This window comes from Hyphococcus luteus, assembly GCF_002943565.1.
Lineage (GTDB): Bacteria > Pseudomonadota > Alphaproteobacteria > Caulobacterales > Parvularculaceae > Hyphococcus > Hyphococcus luteus.
Genome location: NZ_PJCH01000017.1, coordinates 347347 through 362103, shown reverse-complemented (window position 1 = coordinate 362103; position 14757 = coordinate 347347). Strand labels below are relative to the sequence as shown.

General features: G+C 61.7%; 14 protein-coding genes. 7 read left to right on the top strand and 7 right to left on the bottom strand.

The features are described from left to right. Positions 1-216 precede the first annotated feature (216 nt). The 3 genes from CW354_RS22205 to CW354_RS22195 all read left to right on the top strand — a co-directional run bounded on the left by CW354_RS22205 (position 217) and on the right by CW354_RS22195 (position 2134). Positions 217-549 carry an ArsR/SmtB family transcription factor gene (locus tag CW354_RS22205; protein ID WP_104832286.1) on the top strand — a complete coding sequence of 111 codons (333 nt, stop codon included), beginning with the start codon at positions 217-219 and terminating at the stop codon, positions 547-549. Beyond that, a complete protein-coding gene (locus CW354_RS22200) occupies positions 546-968 on the top strand; it encodes an SRPBCC family protein (protein ID WP_104832285.1) in 423 nt (140 codons plus the stop codon). Before CW354_RS22205 ends, CW354_RS22200 begins: the two co-directional genes overlap by 4 nt. A gap of 164 nt (positions 969-1132) precedes the next feature. After that, entirely contained in the window at positions 1133-2134 is a 1002-nt protein-coding gene (locus CW354_RS22195; protein ID WP_104832284.1) for a Vgb family protein, read from the top strand. Positions 2135-2143: 9 nt separating this feature from the next. Here CW354_RS22195 and CW354_RS22190 read toward each other — a convergent pair whose 3' ends face one another. The 5 genes from CW354_RS22190 to carA form a co-directional block, all read right to left on the bottom strand. Continuing rightward, on the bottom strand, positions 2144-2875 hold the full coding sequence (locus CW354_RS22190; RefSeq protein WP_104832283.1) for an MBL fold metallo-hydrolase: 732 nt from the start codon (positions 2873-2875) through the stop codon (positions 2144-2146). A 199-nt stretch (positions 2876-3074) separates the two neighbouring features. Then, entirely contained in the window at positions 3075-3494 is a 420-nt protein-coding gene (locus tag CW354_RS22185) for a PaaI family thioesterase (RefSeq protein WP_104832282.1), read from the bottom strand. 74 nt (positions 3495-3568) lie between these two features. Next, on the bottom strand, positions 3569-3811 hold the full coding sequence (locus tag CW354_RS22180) for a hypothetical protein (protein ID WP_104832281.1): 243 nt from the start codon (positions 3809-3811) through the stop codon (positions 3569-3571). Positions 3812-3820: 9 nt separating this feature from the next. Continuing rightward, positions 3821-4303, bottom strand: coding sequence for a hemerythrin domain-containing protein (locus CW354_RS22175; RefSeq protein ID WP_104832280.1), 483 nt, complete (start codon positions 4301-4303; stop codon positions 3821-3823). A 57-nt stretch (positions 4304-4360) separates the two neighbouring features. After that, positions 4361-5536 (bottom strand): glutamine-hydrolyzing carbamoyl-phosphate synthase small subunit, encoded by a 1176-nt coding sequence (gene carA / locus CW354_RS22170; protein WP_104832279.1) that lies wholly within the window; start codon positions 5534-5536, stop codon positions 4361-4363. Positions 5537-5776: 240 nt separating this feature from the next. Here carA and CW354_RS22165 point away from each other — a divergent pair, with 240 nt between their 5' ends. Beyond that, on the top strand, positions 5777-6235 hold the full coding sequence (locus CW354_RS22165) for a GatB/YqeY domain-containing protein (RefSeq protein ID WP_104832278.1): 459 nt from the start codon (positions 5777-5779) through the stop codon (positions 6233-6235). 268 nt (positions 6236-6503) lie between these two features. Further along, on the top strand, positions 6504-7730 hold the full coding sequence (locus CW354_RS22160) for an FAD-dependent oxidoreductase (protein ID WP_207764953.1): 1227 nt from the start codon (positions 6504-6506) through the stop codon (positions 7728-7730). Between the two features lie 25 nt (positions 7731-7755). On the opposite strand, the gene typA is transcribed toward CW354_RS22160, so the two are convergent. Then, complete coding sequence (gene typA, locus CW354_RS22155; protein ID WP_104832277.1) at positions 7756-9597, bottom strand: translational GTPase TypA; 1842 nt, start codon at positions 9595-9597, stop codon at positions 7756-7758. A 194-nt stretch (positions 9598-9791) separates the two neighbouring features. Here typA and dnaG point away from each other — a divergent pair, with 194 nt between their 5' ends. Together dnaG and rpoD are read left to right on the top strand one after the other, a co-directional pair. Beyond that, a complete protein-coding gene (gene dnaG / locus CW354_RS22150) occupies positions 9792-11780 on the top strand; it encodes a DNA primase (RefSeq protein WP_165793901.1) in 1989 nt (662 codons plus the stop codon). Positions 11781-11792: 12 nt separating this feature from the next. Further along, positions 11793-13784: an RNA polymerase sigma factor RpoD gene (rpoD, locus tag CW354_RS22145; RefSeq protein ID WP_104832275.1), complete on the top strand. Its 1992-nt coding sequence runs from the start codon at positions 11793-11795 to the stop codon at positions 13782-13784. A 98-nt stretch (positions 13785-13882) separates the two neighbouring features. Here the strand turns inward: rpoD and CW354_RS22140 are convergent, their stop codons facing one another. After that, positions 13883-14596 carry a hypothetical protein gene (locus CW354_RS22140; RefSeq protein ID WP_133162416.1) on the bottom strand — a complete coding sequence of 238 codons (714 nt, stop codon included), beginning with the start codon at positions 14594-14596 and terminating at the stop codon, positions 13883-13885. Between the last annotated feature and the right edge of the window lie 161 nt (positions 14597-14757).

The following is a 14757-nucleotide window of genomic DNA, read 5'->3' as shown; positions in this document are numbered from 1 at the left end:
CGAGACAGCCCCGCCCCTTCATCCTGAGGAGCAAGCCCGCGCGCGCGCCAATTCTAGATTGACCGCATTCGCGGTCGGGCTTGCGTCTCGAAGGACGAAGGGGCGGGGCCCCTCAGGATGAAGGCAAACTGAGGCGCCGCCAATTTTCTGCGGGCTTGACATAATACCAAAAGGTTTCATATAAAGAGAAACCATAAGGTTTTATGTTGAGATCCCATGCCTGCACGCCCGCCATCCGCTGACGCCCAGCCCGTTTTCCGCGCGCTCGCCGACCCGACCCGGCGGGCGATCATTTCCATGCTGGCCGAGGGGCCGCGCCCCATCGCCGAGATCGCCGCGGCCTTCGATATGACGCGCCCCGCCGTCGCCAAGCATCTGGCGATCTTGAAGGACGGCGGGATTATCGCCGTCGAAGCAAAGGGACGTGAACGGATCAACCGCCTCAACCCGGAAGCGCTCAAGACCGCCGCCGACTGGCTGGGCCATTTCGACCGCTTCTGGGATGAGCGTCTCGCCAAACTCAAAGACGTCGTGGAGAGAACATCATGAGCAAGATGAAGATCGTCAAAACCCTTTTCTTAAAAGCGCCGCCTGAACATGTCTGGAAATTCCTGACCGAGCCCGACCAGCTTGCGCTCTGGTTTCACCGCGGCGCGGGCGACCTCAAAGAGGGCGGCGAGTACGGCCTTCTGACCAACAGCTACGGCAAGGACGGCGAAAAGCTCTGCTGGGGCAAAGTCCTCGAGATGAAAAAGCCGGAGCGGCTGGTTCACACCTTCACCCATAATCATCTGGGCGGCGTCGAGACCATTTGCGCCTGGACTCTCGAAGCGGTGAAGGGCGGCACGATTTTGACTCTCGTCCATGACGGCTGGGAGAAATACGAAGAAGATCCCTTCGGCATGGCGTCCAATCACGATTCCGGCTGGGACGAGCATTTCGCGCGGCTTCGGCGCGTGGCGAATTAGGGGCGCTCAGCAGCCCGCGAGACAGGCGGAATGCGGGTTTTGCAGCCATGCTGCGCCGCCGTCATGTCCGATCTTTAATCTTCCCTCCGGCGCCATGGCGCGCGCGGCTATAGTAGGTAAAGGCTCTGACGCGGGCGGCGCGGTAAGCGCCGGAGGAGGGTGCGATGAGGATTTTCGGGGCTGCAATTCTTTCGGGCGTAATGATGATGACGCCGGTCTTCGCCGAAGAAACGGTCGACATCAGGGAATGGAAAGTTCCGTTCGAGAACACCCGTCCGCGCGATCCGTTTGCCGAGAGCGCCAATTCCGTCTGGTTCGTGGGCCAGGCGGGCGGCTATATCGGCCATCTCGACGCCTCGAGCGGCGTCATCGTCAAATACGACCTGCCGGAAGGCGAGGGGCCGCATAATCTCATCGTCGGCGAAGACGGGATCGTCTGGTACGCCGGCAACCGCACCGGCGTCATCGGTCGCTTCGATCCGAAGACGAAAGAGACCGAAGAAATCCCGATGCCTGACGAAGCCGCGCGCGATCCTCATACGTTGGTCTTCGATGAAGGCGAAGAGAACATCTGGTTCACGGTGCAGGGCGGCAATTTTATCGGCCGGCTGAATATCGAAAGCCGCAAAGTTGATCTCATTGCCTCAAAGACCGAGCGCTCGCGGCCTTATGGAATCAAGATGGCGCCCGACGGGTCGGTCTGGGTCGCGCTGTTCGGGACCTACAAGCTCGCCCATATAAATCCTGAGACACTCGAATTGACGGAAATCGACCTGCCCCGCGAAGGCGCGCTGCCGCGCCGTCTTGAAATCACCAGCGACGGGCGCGTCTGGTATGGCGATTACATCAAGGGTGTGCTCGGCGTTTATGATCCGGAAAAGAAAACCTTCAAGGAATGGGAGATGCCCCAGGGCGAGCGGGCGCGTCCCTATGGCATGGCCGTTGACGGACAGGACCGTATCTGGATGGTCGCCACCGGCGTCGACCCGAATATCTTCATGGGATTCGATCCGAAGACGGAGGAATTTTTCTCCAAGACCGACATTCCGTCCGGTGGCGGGACCATCCGCCATATGCATTACTATGCGCCGGCGGGCGCGGTCTGGTTCGGCGCGGACACCAATTATGTGGGCCGCGCCGTCGTCGAGCCGCCGGTGACGGATTAGGCGCGAAGCCTACTGCCAGCGTTTTGAGAGCTTCTGGTCGATTTCGTTGGGCGCTTCTTTTTCGGCGCCCTGATAGCCGGTGACCTTGTCGGCGACGAAGGGGTTCGATTGGCGCTCGCGCCCGAAGCTCGAGGTCGGCCCGTGGCCCGGCACGAACTGCACGTCGCCAAGCGGCCAGAGCTTTTGCGTGATGGAATTGACGAGCGTCTGCTGATCGCCGCGGGGAAAGTCCGTGCGCCCGACAGAGCCCGCGAACAGAACGTCGCCGACAAAGGCGATATTGGCGTCCTTGTTGTAGATCACCACATGGCCTGGCGTGTGGCCGGGCGTGTAGACGACCTGAAACTTGATCCCGTCGAGATCGAGTTCGTCGCCGTCATGCAGCCATTTGTCCGGCTTGCAGTCCTCGCCCATGCCGGGATGGCCGTATTGCGCCCAGTGGCCGGCGATCTCGTCGAGCCAAAACGTATCTTCTTCATGCGGCCCGATGATCGGCGCGCCGGTTTCGCGTTTCACCGCCTCGGCGCCGCCCGCATGGTCGAGATGGCCATGAGTGAGCCATATCTGTTCGATCTCGGCGTTGAAGTCTTTCGCCGCCTGCAAAATCTTTTCCGGCTCGCCGCCGGGATCGACCACAGCCGCCTTGCCGGAAGGCGCACGGATAATCGAGCAATTCTGCTGGAACGGCGTCACCGGAACGACGCGGACGGTGAAGGGCGGTTTGGCTTGGGTCTGGCTCATGAGCCTTACCTAAGCGTCCCGGGGGCGGCTTGCCAAGGCCGGAACGTTTTTTTGCTGCTGCCGATCCTTCGCGACGCCCAATCGTCCTCATCCTGAGGGTTGAGCAAGCATAAAATGCTTGCTCAATGTCGCGAAGGGCGAGGACGATTGGGCTCCTCAGGATGAGGGTGAGCTTGTGGCGAAGTGAATAATGAATCTGCTAGAGGCTAATTGATTTCAGCGTCACGAGCGCCGTCGCGACCATCGCGCGCGCGCCGTCCTTTTCCGCCCAGACGTCGGAGCGCACGACGCCGATGGAGCGCCCGCGCGACAGCGCCGTCGCTTCGGCGACCAGCATGTCGCCCTCGGCCGGCTTCATGAAGTTGATCTTGAGCTCCACGGTGAGGCACGCCTTGCCTTCGGGCAGAACGGACGCGTAGCAGGCGCCGGCGGCGTGGTCGGCGAGGCCGGTGACGACGCCCGCATGAACATAGCCCATGAACTGAACGAGCGATTCCTTCGGCGCGACTTCTAGAGCGACATAGCCTTCCTCGAAATCGCGCACGTGAAAGCCCGACTCCTTTGTAAAGCCGCGGGCGGTCGTGATCTGCTCGAAAGTATCGCGAATGTCCTGGCGCATGAGGAAAATGCTAGCGGGGGCTTAAACCCTGCGCCAGCATCATGCGCAGCGGGAACTGCTATTTGTTCGCCGCGTCAGGCCGGCTTGCTGCGGATCAGATAGCGGTAAATGCCGAGCAGATTGATGCCGGTGAGGACGACGTTCTGGACGACGAGCCCGTGATCGTTCTCCGCCGCGCCGAAATAAACCCACATCAGCGACGAGGCGGTGAAGATGATGAAGGCGATTCCCGTCACCTTCTGGCTGATATGGGCGGCGATGAGGCTCGCGGCGACAATCGCCGACAGGCTCGCCGTCCATTGAATGACATCGGTCATGGGAGGGGGTTACGCCGCGGCTTCGATTTCGCTTTCTTTCAGCGGCTTCAAGGCGGCGAGCACGACTTTCTTGCGCGCGTCGAAGCGTTCGCCCATCAGCGCCGCCTGGTCTTTCGACAGGAGCTTTCTGGCTTTCGGGAAGAACTCGTCCTCCTCTTCGTCCATATGATGTTCGATAAGCTCGGAGAGCGCGCCGAATTTGACGCCCCATTCCTCGCTCGCCACGGGGAAGGTGTCGAGTTCTTCGAGGAGGCCGTTCCCCACATGGTGCTCGTTCAGCGCTTCGTAGGAATCTATGCTCATCTTAGTGTCGTCGCGGAGATAGGAATAGAACACCGCTTCCTCGACCTTGTGATGGGCCCACATGTCGAGCTTGAAGTCGTCGAACAGTTTGCGCCGGGTTTTTTCCGCGCGCGCGGTCGTATCCTTGAGCTCTTTCATGAGCGCGCGCGCGTCGTCGTGATCTTTCTTAATCCGTTCGAAAATATCCATGTTTCTCGCCTCCTTGGATTTGGAGGGAGAACACGGGGGGAGGGTCGGAGTTCCGCCTCAGGCGGCGGCCGGCCGGACGCTGTCGATGAAGCGCCGGAAGATATAAAAACTGTCTTCCGGGCCCGGCGAGGCTTCCGGGTGATACTGCACGGAAAAGGCCGGGGCGTCTTTCAGTGCGATGCCGGTGTTGGACCCGTCGAAGAGCGAGACATGGGTCTCCGTCACATTGGCGGGCAGGTTTTCCGAATCCACTGTGAAGCCGTGATTCATGGAGACGATTTCCACCTTGCCCGTGGCGAGGTCTTTGACGGGGTGGTTCGCGCCGTGATGGCCTTGCGGCATTTTCTTGGTTTTCGCGCCGGCGGCGAGCGCCAGCATCTGGTGGCCGAGACAGATGCCGAGCACTGGCACCTTGTTTTCGATCAGCTTGCGGATCACCGGCGCGGCGTATTCGCCCGTCGCCGCCGGGTCGCCCGGCCCGTTGGAAAGCACGACGCCGTCTGGGTTCTTTTCCATGATGTCTTCATAGCTCGACGTCGCCGAGACGACGGTGACGCGGCACTGTTCGCTCGCCAGCCGGCGCAGGATGTTGCGTTTGACGCCATAGTCGATGACGACGATATGCGGGCCGGAGCCGTCATGTTGCGTATAGCCTTTGTCCCATTCCCAGCCCTTTTCCGTATGCGGATAGCTTTGCAGGGTGGTGACGTCTTTCGCGAGGTCGCGGCCTTCGAGCCCCGCCCATTCGGCGGCGCGCTTTTGCAGCGCCTCGATGTCGAAGCGGCCCGAGGGGTTATGGGCGATGACGCCGTGGGGCATGCCTTTTTCGCGGATAAGGGATGTCAGCGCGCGCGTATCGACCCCGGCGATGGCGATAATCCCGCGCCGGCGCATCCAGGCGGAAAGATCGAGCTGGGCGCGATAGTTCGACGGGCTTGTGACGTCGGCCCGGAGGATCGCCCCGCGCGCCGCCGTCGAGGCCGCCGGGGAGGCGTTTTCAATGTCTTCGGAATTGACGCCCACATTGCCGATATGGGGGAAGGTGAAGGTGACGAGCTGTCCCGCATAAGAGGGGTCGGTGAGGATTTCCTGATAGCCCGACATCGCCGTGTTGAAGCAGACCTCGCCCACGGCTTCGCCGGCGGCCCCCAGCCCGTGCCCGTAAATGCTTGTTCCATCTGCTAAAACCAGAACCGCGGTGGGGCGTTCGGCGGGCGCTTGACTAATCTTCATGGATAACTATCTCTTCGCGGCCTTGTTGCATTGCAAGATTGCGCGGCGGCGCTGGCGATTGCGGTTCCGCTGTGCAGCAAAAGCGGCCGCGCGCAAATTGGCCGGAAGCTATGCGAAGGGACCTGTAGGGTCAATAACGGATAAGCCAGGAATTATCCAGACAAATCAGTTATTTATGGTGGGGCTAAAAAGGACGGCGCGGATTTTGAATCCCTGCGGTCGTCCGCAACGGAGAATCAGATGCTCAAAGAGCAGATCAACACAGCGCTGAAAGCGGCCATGAAAGCCGGCGACGCCAAGCTGCGCGTGGCGACCTTGCGGCTCATCAACGCCGCTATCAAGGATCGTGATATTGCAGCCCGCGCCGAAGACCGCTGCGAGGGCGCCACGGATGAAGAAATCCTCGCGATCCTCACCAAGATGGTGAAGCAGCGCGAAGAGAGCGCCAAAGCCTTCGAGGACGGCGGCCGGCCCGAACTCGCCGAACAGGAGCGCGCCGAGATCGAGGTCATCAGCGAATTCCTGCCGCGCCAGCTTTCGGAGGAAGAAATCAAATCCGCCGTCGCCGAGGTGATCGAAGAATATGACGCGGAGGGCCTGAAAGACATGGGGCGCTGCATGGGCGCGTTAAAAGAGCGGTTCAACGGCGCCATGGATTTCGGCAAGGCCGGCAAGCTGATGAAAGAGCAGCTGATCTAAAACACTTTCCAGTTTCACCGGTGCGGTTTTCTGCGGTTATATCTGCATCAGACGGTCATCATTCTTGCTGGTTATTATCTAGCGCAATGACGTCTCGGCGTATGCCGGAGTTTGTCGCGTTGACGACATTGACCGTCTGCGGATGTTTCGGCGGTTATGAAGTGTTGAAACGCGTTCCTTATTTAAGACCGTGCTTTGGGATTGCGCGACGTCAAAAATAAGTTCCGCTCTATCGCGGTAGACGGCGGCGGCGAATTAGACTTTTGTATTGTCTCGACTTCGCGGGACGACAGACATCACTCATCATCTCAATATCGCAATCGCCGGCGCAGGGATTGCCGGACTTGCAACGGCTTCGTTTTTAAGCCGCATCGGCCATTCCGTTGCGGTTTACGACAAAGCGGCGGAGCCGGCGCCGGTCGGTTCCGGGCTTATCGTTCAGCCCACGGGGCAAGCCGCGCTTCGCGCGCTTGGTTGCGCCGACAGGCTGATGCAATGCGGCGCGCGTCTGAAGCGTCTTGACGGGCGCCTCGAAGGCGGCGGGCGCAAAGTGCTGGACGTGCGCTATGACGCGCTGGGACCGGATGTTTTCGGTCTCGCCGTTCATCGCGCGGCGCTGTTTGACGTGCTGCACGATGCGGCGCAGGACGCGGGCGCCAAACTTTTTTATGACCGCGAAGTTGCGGGCGCGGAACAGGCCGGCGAGGCCGTGCGCCTGAAACTTGACGGCGCCGCCGCGGCCGGACCTTTCGATCTTGTTATCGATGCGCTTGGCGTGCGCTCGCCGTTTATCGAACGAAACGATGTGTTCCTGAAATACGGCGCCTTGTGGGCCAATGCGCCTTTTCCGTCCGGGGGCGGCTTCACGCAGGACGTTCTCGCCCAGCGTTATCGCGGCGCCGGCGTGTCCGCCGGAGTGATGCCCATCGGGACTTCAGGAGACGGCGCGGCGCCGCTTGCCGCCTTTTTCTGGACGTTGCAGGCGGAGCATTACGACGCCTGGCATATGACGCCGCTTCACCGGTGGAAAGATCGGGTGTTAAAGCTCTGGCCGGAGGCGGCGCCGGTGCTCAAGCATTTCACCGATCACGACCAGTTCGTGTTCGCCCATTACGCCCATCATACGGCGGCGCAGCCCGTCGAGGGGCGTCTCGTCCATATCGGCGATGCGTGGCATGCGGCGAGCCCGCAGCTGGGGCAGGGGGCGAATATGGCGCTGCTCGACGCCTGGGCGTTGTCGAATGCGCTGGAACGCCATGAGGATATCGGCGCCGCGCTCGCCGCCTTTCTCAAGCTGCGCGTCCGGCATGTGAAGCTTTATCAGGCGATGAGCCGTCTTTTCACGCCGGCCTATCAGTCGGATTCGAAAATGCTGCCGGCTATGCGCGACAAGTTCGCTGAACCTCTCTCATCATTTTGGTTCATGCCGAAACTGTTGGCGTCCATGGTGGCGGGGACGCTCGGCGGGCCGCTCAAGAAACTAACGCCGGATTAGCTCATAGCTTGCGGGAAAGTGAAAACTAGGCCGTTTCTTTCGCGCGCCTCTTGCGCAGATGCGGTTTCAGCGCGATCTTCCGCAGGCGGATCGATTTCGGCGTCACCTCGACGAGCTCGTCGTCGCCGATATAGGAAATGGCGGTTTCGAGCGTCAGCCTGCGCGGCGGCGTCAGTTTCACCGCTTCGTCCTTGCCGGAAGCGCGCATGTTGGTGAGCTGTTTGGCTTTTAAGGGATTGACGTCGAGATCGTCCGGCTTGGCGTTCTCGCCGATGATCATGCCTTCATAGACGGCTTCGCCCGGCTCGATGAACATGATCCCGCGCTCTTCGAGGTTCCACAGCGCGTAGGGCACCGCCGTTCCGTCGCCATTGGAAATGAGGACGCCGTTGCGCCGGCCCTCAATGGCGCCTTTGTAGGGTTGGTGCTCGAGATAAGAGCGGTTCATGACGCCGGTGCCGCGCGTGTCGGTGAGGAATTCGCCGTGATAGCCGATGAGCGCGCGCGAGGGGGCATGCATGACGATGCGCGTTTTGCCTGCGCCCGCCGGCTTCATCTCTGCAAGTTCAGCCTTTTTCTGGGAAAGCTTTTCGATGACGACGCCGGAATACTCGTCATCGACATCGATCACCACTTCCTCGATCGGTTCGAGCACCTGGCCGTTCTCGTCCGTGCGGGTGACGACGCGCGGGCGCGACACCGCGAGTTCGAAGCCTTCCCGGCGCATGTTTTCGATCAGGACGCCGAGCTGCAACTCGCCGCGGCCGGCGACGTCGAAGGCGTCTTTGTTTTCCGTTTCCGTCACGGAAATCGCCACATCGCCTTCGGCCTGGCGCAGCAGGCGTTCGCGGATGACGCGCGACTGCACCTTGTCGCCTTCGCGGCCCGCCAGCGGCGAATCGTTCGCGGCGATGGTGACCGAAAGCGTCGGCGGGTCGATCGGCTGGGCTGGGAGAGGGGCGTCTAGCGAAAGGTCGCAAAGCGTGTCGGAAACGGAGGCTTTCGAAAAACCGGCGATGGAGACAATGTCGCCGGGGAAAGCTTCATCCACCGGCTGGCGTTTAAGGCCCCGGAAGGCGAGCACCTTGGAGACGCGCGCCTGCTCGATGGTTTTGCCGTCGCGCGACAACGCTTTCAGGGTGACGCCGGGCTTGGCGACGCCGGAGATGACCCGCCCCGTGAGCAGGCGCCCGAGATAAGGATCGGCCTCAAGGGTTGTCGCCAGCATGGCGAAGGGCGCATCCGCCGCCTCGGCGGCGATGTCCGGCTCGGGAACATGCGTGAGGATCGTTTCGAAGAGGGCGTCGAGATTTTCCCGCTTGCCTTCGAGGCTCGTATCGGCCCAGCCGTCGCGCCCCGCCGCATAGAGGATGGGAAAATCGAGCTGTTCGTCCGAAGCGCCGAGCGCGGCGAAAAGATCGAAGGCCGCGTCAAGGGCGGCGTCCGGGTCGGCGCTCGGCCGGTCCACCTTGTTGAGAACGACGATGGGCTTCAGGCCCAGCGCCAGCGCCTTCGACAAAACGAATTTGGTCTGGGGCATCGGCCCTTCGGCGGCGTCGATGAGCAGGAGGCAGCCGTCCACCATGGAGAGAATGCGCTCCACTTCGCCGCCGAAATCGGCGTGGCCCGGCGTGTCGACGATATTGAGACGCACCGGCGGATCGGATTTTTCCCAGACGACGCTGGTGCATTTGGCGAGGATGGTGATCCCGCGCTCGCGCTCGATGTCGTTGGAATCCATGGCGCGCTCGGCCATTTCCGCGTTGTCGCGGACCGCGCCGGACTGGCGCAGCATCTCATCGACGAGCGTGGTTTTGCCATGGTCGACGTGAGCGATGATGGCGATGTTTCTGAGAGCCGGGGTCATAAATCTAAAAGGGTCCTGTCGGCGCGGAAGCTCCGGCCGCCTGAATCGATATTGCGTTGCGTCATTGGGGCGGCAAGTGCGCGCTTTCCCGGTGTTTGGCAAGGGGGCAGGTGGGGAAAAGCGGTTAATGGCGATGCTAGGCGCTCGAGGGGGATAAGCTTATATCTCGGGGCCGCCCTTCATATATGAGCCCTATGCCCCGTTTCACCCCGGAATTTCTCGATGAGCTGAAGTCGCGCCTGAGGCCGTCCGACGTTATCGGGCGTTTTGTGAAGCTGAAAAAGCGGGGCAACGCCTGGTGGGGCCTGTCGCCCTTCAAGCCGGAGAAGACCCCGTCCTTTTCCGTGGACGACCGGCGCGGCACCTATCACTGCTTTTCGACCCAGAACCATGGCGACATCATCACGTTTCTCATCGAAACGCAGGGGATGACCTTCCCCGAGGCGGTGGAACGGCTCGCCGCCGATGCGGGGCTGGAGCTGCCGGCGGAAAACCCGGAAGCGGCGGCGCGTGCGGAAAAAGCCAAGGGGCTTGCCGAGGCCTGCGCGGCGGCGGCGAAATTTTATCAGGCGATGCTGCACCGGGCGGACGGGCGCGAGGCCATGGATTACTTGCGCGGGCGCGAGATCACCGACGCCCAGATCGAAGCCTTCGCCATTGGCTTCGCCCCGGCTGGCCGGAACGCCTTGAAAGACTATCTCCTCAATAAAGACTTCCCCGAAGACGTGCTCGTCGAAGCGGGGCTCCTGATCAAACCGGAGGACGGCGGCGCCAGTTACGACCGCTTCCGCAACCGCATCATGTTCCCGATCCTCGGGAGCCGCGACCGGGTCATCGCTTTCGGGGGCCGGGCGCTCGATCCGAACGCCCGGGCGAAATATCTCAATTCCCCGGAAACGCCGCTCTTTCACAAGGGCTCGGTGCTTTACAATTTCAACGCCGCGCGGGCCGCCGCCGCCGACGATAAAAAGCCGCTGATCGTCTGCGAAGGCTATATGGACGTGATCGCGCTGTGGGGAGCGGGGATCAAACGCGGCGTTGCGCCGCTCGGCACGGCGCTCACCGAAGACCAGTTGGCGCTGCTGTGGCGCTCCTCGGACGAGCCGGTCCTGTGTTTCGACGGCGACAGCGCCGGGGTCAACGCCGCCCATCGCTCCGTCGACCGGGCGCTGCCCATGCTGAAGCCCGGCAAGTCCTTGAACTTCGCCTTCCTGCCCGAAGGCCAGGACCCGGACGATCTGATCCGGTCCGAAGGCGTCGCCGCCATGAATGAGGTGCTCGCAAAGGCGCGCCCGCTGGTGGACGTCCTCTGGTCGCGCGAGACCACGATCCGCCCGCTCGACACGCCGGAGCGCCGGGCCGCCCTGCGCTCCCATCTGCGCGACCTCGTCAAACAGGTCGCCGACAAGGACGTGCGCGGCGCTTATGGCGAGGAGCTGTCGCGGCGGCTCGACGCCGAGTTCCGTCCGCCGGAGCGCCGGCAATCCTATGGCGGGGGCGCCCGCCAGGGCGGCAATCCGTTCCGCGGGTCCAGCCGGGATTTCGGCAAGGGCCGGGGCCCAAATCAGAAGGGGCCAAATAACAGGGGAATGGGGTTCCGCTACGCCGCCCCGGCGCGGCCGACCCCGGGGCTCAAAGGCCCCTCCCAATGGGTCCGGGAGGCCAGCCTCGTCCTCGCGGCGATCAACCATCCGGCCCTGATCGAACGCCATGAGGACGCCTTTTTCGGGCTCGAGCTCGCCGACCCCGGCCTCAAGACCCTTCTGGGCGAGGTCCTGGCGGCGATTTCCACAACCCCAACCCTTGACAGTGCGGGGCTGAAAAGCCATCTCAGCCAGACCGGCGCGGCAGGCATATTGGAGCGGGTGACGCAGGATCCCCAGCTCAGAAACAACTGGCGCCTGCGCCCCGACGCTGAGATTGGCGAGGTCGAGCTGGGGTTCCAGAACGCCTTGGCGCATCATCTGTTTGAATCGACCCACAAGCAGGAGGTGGCGCGATCCGCATCTCAGATATTCACGGAAGGCGATGGCGCGTGGAAAGCCGCGGCGGCGGCGCGCGAGGAGTTGATCAATTCGAGCAAGCCCGAGGAAGCCGAAGGGGACGAGGGCGATTCCCCCAAGCGGTTCGCCGACGCGCTCGAAAGAATGAAACAGACCGTAGATAAAAAATTCGGTCGGTAGAGGTATTGCGACATGGCGAAAAAAGCGGCGGCGACGAAAGAGACGGAAACGGCCGAGGCGAGCGACGGCCCGATCCTCGATCTTACCGATGCGGATGTAAAGAAACTCATCAAGACGGCGAAGTCGCGCGGCTACGTCACCTATGACGAGCTCAACAAGGTTCTTCCTTCCGAAGAAGTCTCTTCCGAACAGATCGAAGACATCATGGCCCAGCTTTCCGAGATGGGCATCAATGTCATCGAACACGAAGAAGACGAGGACGACGACAACGCCGCCAATGACGATGGCGGCGATGACGGCGCCGCGCCGAAATCGCGCGCCGTCGCCGTCAAGGACGAGAAAAAGGGCGGCCAGGTCGTCACCACCAACACCGGCTCTTCCGGCGATCGCACCGACGATCCCGTGCGCATGTATTTGCGCGAAATGGGCACCGTCGAGCTGTTGTCGCGCGAAGGCGAGATCGCCATCGCCAAGCGCATCGAGGCCGGCCGCGAAACCATGATCAAGGCGCTGTGCGAAAGCTCGCTCACCTTCGAGGCGATCACCGTCTGGCGCGACGAACTTCAGGAAGGCCGGGTCCTGTTGCGCGACATTATCGACCTCGACGCCACTTACGGCGGCGGGCCGGAATCGCGCCCCGACATGACCCAGCCGGAAGTCGCCGAGCGCGTCCAGCGCGAGGAGGCCGAAAAGGCCGAGAACGCCGAGGACGACGAAGACGACTTCGACGAGGGCGCCCTGTCGCTCTCCGCCATGGAGGCGGAGCTGCGCGACGGCGTGATGATGACCTTCGACGAGATTTCCTCGGACTATAAAAAGCTGCGCCGCCTTCAGGACATCATGATCGAAGAGCAGCTGAAAGGCGAAGATCTGTCGAGCTCGCAGACGCGCCGGTTCAAAAAGCTCCAGAAAGACATTGTCGAGCGCGTGCGCTCGGTCCGTCTCAACAATCAGCGCATCGAGGCGCTGGTCGAACAGCTTTACGACATCAACCGCCGGCTTATGGCGCTCGAAGGAAAGCTCGTGCGGCTTGCGGACTCATACGGCGTCAACCGCCAGGAGTTCCTCGCCGACTATATCGGCGCCGAGCTCGACCCGGAATGGTTCGACCGCGTCAGCGAGAAAACCGGCAAGGGCTGGCAGAATTTCGTCAAGAAAGGCGAAAGCCAGGTGATGGCGATCCGCGAGGAGATCGGCGAGCTCGCCACTGAAACCGGCCTCACGGTTCAGGATTTCCGCCGCATCGTCTCCATGGTGCAAAAGGGCGAGCGCGAAGCGCGCATCGCCAAGAAAGAAATGGTCGAAGCGAACCTGCGCCTCGTTATTTCCATCGCCAAGAAATACACCAATCGCGGGCTGCAATTCCTCGACCTCATCCAGGAAGGCAATATCGGCCTCATGAAAGCGGTGGATAAGTTCGAATATCGCCGCGGCTACAAATTCTCGACCTATGCGACCTGGTGGATCCGGCAGGCGATCACCCGGTCGATCGCCGACCAGGCGCGCACCATCCGCATTCCGGTGCACATGATCGAGACGATCAACAAGATCGTCAGGACCTCGCGCCAGATGCTGCACGAGATCGGCCGCGAGCCGACGCCGGAAGAGCTCGCCGAAAAACTCTCCATGCCGCTCGAGAAAGTCCGCAAGGTGATGAAAATCGCCAAGGAGCCGATCTCCCTCGAAACGCCCATCGGCGACGAGGAAGATTCCCATCTCGGCGACTTCATCGAGGACAAGAACACGATCCTGCCCATCGACGCGGCGATCCAGTCGAACCTGCGCGAAACGACGACGCGCGTCCTCGCCTCGCTGACGCCGCGCGAGGAGCGCGTTCTTCGCATGCGCTTCGGCATCGGCATGAATACTGACCACACCCTCGAAGAGGTCGGCCAGCAATTCTCCGTCACCCGCGAACGCATCCGCCAGATCGAGGCGAAGGCGCTCAGGAAGCTGAAGCATCCCTCAAGGTCGCGGAAGCTGCGGTCGTTCCTCGACAACTGATCAAAAAAGCCCCGGCAGTAGCCGGGGCTTTTTTATCTGATGAAGATGCGTTGATTGCGCCCTGACGGGGCAGGGGACAAACGCAACGCCGGTTCACCCTATTTGAACGTCACGACAATATCCGCGCTCTGTACGACGCCTACGCAAATTCGATCATGCTTGCGTTTTTTTGTGGTCCACGGAGTGAATGCGATGCCGTGATTGTTGAGGCTGCCGTCAGCCCAGCCTTTCACCCATTCGGTGACGTCCAGTTTCCAGGATCCGCCGCGCAGGTCCGGCCGCACGGTTCCGCTTATATTACGAAGGACGCCTTCACGGCCCGATGTCAGCCGTTTAACGGTGAAATTTCCGTCTCCCGCGTTGCGGTCCGCCAGAGCGATCATGCCGACTCGGCCGTCTGGTGCGTAGCAATATTCCGGATCGTCCACGAAGGCCGCCACGTCGGCGAAGCTGCTGTCTTGAAAGTGCAGCACCGCGGATTTGATTTCCCGGCCGCGCACAGGCTCCATGTCGTATTCAAGAATAGGCTGCAGAAAATAACTCACGCCGTGTTCACAACGCTTGCGCGGCTTGTCGTTCCAGAAATGGGCGTAGCCCGTATAGATCAGCCCCTCGCGCCACCACTCTCCCGGCGCCAGACCGGATCTTTGCACGCCGCACGCCGCAACGCGGGCGGCCGAGGAACTCCGGCGGCGCAGTTCGTTGCGCACGCGCTGCGGCTCAAGGACGATCTTATCGATACTGAGATCCAGATCCTTGGCGACGTCGGTTTTCGGCAGCGCAAGGCCGGGATCAATCGGCGGCTTCGCCACGGCCGCACTGTTTAAACCGGCAATGCAAAGCACGGCGGCGAGCGTCGCTGCGGCGAATTTTTGCCGGTGCGGGATTTGATTTATAAAGGGACTCTTTGTCATGGTCTCCCCCTAAGGTTTGCTGCATGACCCGCCCGCCCTCTGCTCTTTTTTGAATGCGC

Excerpts from the sequence above, each read along its gene's own strand:
- CW354_RS22205 (WP_104832286.1), top strand. The coding sequence starts at position 217 with ATGCCTGCACGCCCGCCATCCGCTGACGCCCAGCCCGTTTTCCGCGCG.
- dnaG (WP_165793901.1), top strand. The coding sequence starts at position 9,792 with ATGCCCCGTTTCACCCCGGAATTTCTCGATGAGCTGAAGTCGCGCCTG.
- rpoD (WP_104832275.1), top strand. The coding sequence starts at position 11,793 with ATGGCGAAAAAAGCGGCGGCGACGAAAGAGACGGAAACGGCCGAGGCG.
- typA (WP_104832277.1), bottom strand. The coding sequence starts at position 9,597 with ATGACCCCGGCTCTCAGAAACATCGCCATCATCGCTCACGTCGACCAT.
- CW354_RS22165 (WP_104832278.1), top strand. The coding sequence starts at position 5,777 with ATGCTCAAAGAGCAGATCAACACAGCGCTGAAAGCGGCCATGAAAGCC.
- CW354_RS22195 (WP_104832284.1), top strand. The coding sequence starts at position 1,133 with ATGAGGATTTTCGGGGCTGCAATTCTTTCGGGCGTAATGATGATGACG.
- carA (WP_104832279.1), bottom strand. The coding sequence starts at position 5,536 with ATGAAGATTAGTCAAGCGCCCGCCGAACGCCCCACCGCGGTTCTGGTT.
- CW354_RS22185 (WP_104832282.1), bottom strand. The coding sequence starts at position 3,494 with ATGCGCCAGGACATTCGCGATACTTTCGAGCAGATCACGACCGCCCGC.
- CW354_RS22190 (WP_104832283.1), bottom strand. The coding sequence starts at position 2,875 with ATGAGCCAGACCCAAGCCAAACCGCCCTTCACCGTCCGCGTCGTTCCG.
- CW354_RS22200 (WP_104832285.1), top strand. The coding sequence starts at position 546 with ATGAGCAAGATGAAGATCGTCAAAACCCTTTTCTTAAAAGCGCCGCCT.
- CW354_RS22175 (WP_104832280.1), bottom strand. The coding sequence starts at position 4,303 with ATGGATATTTTCGAACGGATTAAGAAAGATCACGACGACGCGCGCGCG.
- CW354_RS22180 (WP_104832281.1), bottom strand. The coding sequence starts at position 3,811 with ATGACCGATGTCATTCAATGGACGGCGAGCCTGTCGGCGATTGTCGCC.